Here is a 2,450-nt window from a genome sequence, read left to right as displayed (position 1 = left end):
GAAACCTCCGGAGAATCTCTATGCGAGAAAGAGGAACTCCTTTCTCCAAAAAGAGCGAGGTGGCCTGAAAAGGAAGGGAAGCAAGGTCTTCCTTTCCGAGATTCACGTTCACTCCAACTCCAAGGACTATCCACGAAGCCTCGTCAAGGTCCGTTGAGGTCTCAAGGAGGATACCACTGACCTTCTTTTCCCCGAGGAGGACATCGTTCGGCCACTTGAGCCTCGGGGAAAATCCGAGTTCCTCAAGGGCTTCCGCCAGGGCAAGGCCTGCAAGGAGCGCTAAAGAAGGGCAAACCGAAAGGGGAAGATGGGGGCGAAGAAGGAGAGAAAAGGTGAGGCTCTTCCCGGGGAGGGAGAACCAGCTCCGTCCCCTTCGTCCCCGCCCCTTTTTCTGGTTCTCGGTGATGCAGAGCGTTCCCTCCGGAGCACCTTGCTCTGCGAGAGCCTTGAGGTAGGTGTTCGTCGAGTCCATCTCGTCCTTGAAGACTACCTGGACTCCCTCGATCTCCCGGAGAAGGTAGGGTTCAAGGAAATCGGGGTCGAAAGAATCAGGAAGCGCAAGGAGCCGGTACCCACTACGGGAGGCATCAACAGGAAAGCCCTCCGCTTTGAGTTTCTGGACCTCCTTCCACACCGCAACACGGCTCACCCGAGAGCGCGCAGCAATATGCTCTCCCGAAATGCTCCCCGGAAAAACCTCAAGAAGGAGGGAGAGAAGATTCCTCCGCAGACTCTGTCCGCTCATGGTTCGCATTCCGAGAAAGGCCTCGCAGAACCCGGAAGAATACAATTCCCCCAACCAGGAGGGGCAGGTAGTACGTGGCAGTGCGCCAGAGGAGAACAAAGCTTCCCAGGCGGTACGATCCTACGAAGCCCCGAAAGACGGAGGCAATGGAGAGCTCCACGCCTCCGCTTGCCCCCGGAGAGGGGATAAAGGAGAAAACGAAAAAGAGTGGAATCTGCGCCCCCACCACCCGGAAGTAGGAGAAAGAAAGACCAAAAGACCTCAGGATAAAGTAGGCAACCGAGAAGGTAAGGAGGAAGTACCCGACGTAGCACCCCACGTTCCAGAGAAGGTACTGGGGCTTGCGGAGGAAGAGAATGGTGAACCCTTCCCGGAACTCGGCAAAAAAGGTTTCTATCCAGCGACGCACGGCTTCCTCAGAAAACTTCGCTCTGGGGAAGCGACGGCGGGTAAAGCGAATGCCCCAGTCGACGAGGCGGAAGAGCACCTGGGGCCGGAAGAGGAAGAAAAAGAGGAGAAACATGATCACGCTGTAGAAGATGGCAAAAGAGTACAAGAGCCCAAGGAGCACCCCCTTAAGCCCCATAGCGACGCCAAAAAAGGTGAAGAAAACGAGAAGGAGCGTCAAGAGCCCCACCTGGTAGAGAATCCCACAGATGACTACAAAGCTTCCCGCTTCCCCCCAGGAAAGCCCGGAACGGGCAAGGACAAAGAGCTGAGCTGGACTTCCCCCGGTGAGGAAAGGAGTAATGGCTGACATGAAGTACGTGGAGAGCGCCGCCGCTAAAGCATCCCGGAAACGGATTCTCCGTCCCCAAGCCCGGGCAGTGAGAAAAATCCTTGTCCCGTCCACGAACCATGCCCCCACAACGCACAAGAGGGCTAAAAGAAGGAAGGCTGGACGGAAGAGAATCTCGTCAATTTCGGCCACCGAAACACCCCGGAACGAGGCAAAGGAGAACACAAGGAGAATGGTCCCAAGACTCAGAAAGACGGCAATGAGAATCTGGCGCTTGAGCCGGGAAGGATCGTAGGGGGGCGCAGTGAACCGTCTCTCTTCCACAAGCCCACCTCCTACAAGGAAACAAAAAGTGAAAGTACGGCGAATGCGGAAAGAGCTATGCCGGTACCCAAGGCAACGATACGGCGAGCCTCCCGAATACGAGCCGGAACGAGGTCAAGGAGAGGGTCCCCGAGGAAGGGTCGCTCCTCTCTTTTTCCCTGGTAGTAGTTCACCCCTCCAAGGCGCACCCCTAAGGCTCCCGCCATGGCACTCTCCGGCCAACCCGCATTGGGACTCGGGTGCTTCCGGGCATCCCGAAGGGCACAGAGCACCGCTCCCTTGAAGAAGCGACCACAGAAAAGGGCTGCCAGGGCAATGAAAATCGCGCTCAGGCGGGCAGGAATGAAATTGAGGACATCATCAGCCCGGGCGGAAGCGAACCCAAAAAAGTAGTAACGGAAGTCCTTGTACCCGAGCATGGAATCGAGGGTGTTCACCGCCTTGTACACCAGGCCCCCTAAGGCTCCAAAGAGGGCAATGTAAAAAAGAGGAGCAACGATGCCGTCGTTGAAGTTCTCTGCCAGGGACTCCACGCAGCCCCGCACGACCTCCCACTCCGAGAGGCGCTCCGTATCCCGCCCCACAAGGTGCCGCAGAGCATCCCTCGCCCGGGGAAGATCCCCATCCTCTAAGGCCTCCTCG

Annotated in this window: 3 protein-coding genes; all 3 read right to left on the bottom strand. The window is 57.2% G+C overall.

From position 1 onward, the window contains the following. A partial coding sequence (locus tag H5U36_10065) for a biotin--[acetyl-CoA-carboxylase] ligase (protein MBC7218450.1) occupies positions 1 to 754 on the bottom strand: 754 nt, incomplete at its 3' end. Continuing rightward, on the bottom strand, positions 699 to 1,808 hold the full coding sequence (locus H5U36_10060; GenBank protein ID MBC7218449.1) for a flippase-like domain-containing protein: 1,110 nt from the start codon (positions 1,806 to 1,808) through the stop codon (positions 699 to 701). The genes H5U36_10065 and H5U36_10060, both read right to left, overlap by 56 nt. Before the next feature lie 11 nt (positions 1,809 to 1,819). Next, a partial coding sequence (cobD, locus tag H5U36_10055) for a cobalamin biosynthesis protein CobD (GenBank protein MBC7218448.1) occupies positions 1,820 to 2,450 on the bottom strand: 631 nt, incomplete at its 5' end.

The sequence above is a fragment of the Candidatus Caldatribacterium sp. genome, assembly GCA_014359405.1.
In the GTDB taxonomy this organism is placed as follows: Bacteria; Atribacterota; Atribacteria; order Atribacterales; family Caldatribacteriaceae; genus Caldatribacterium; species Caldatribacterium oleiphilum.
This window is presented reverse-complemented; position numbering and strand designations above follow the sequence as displayed.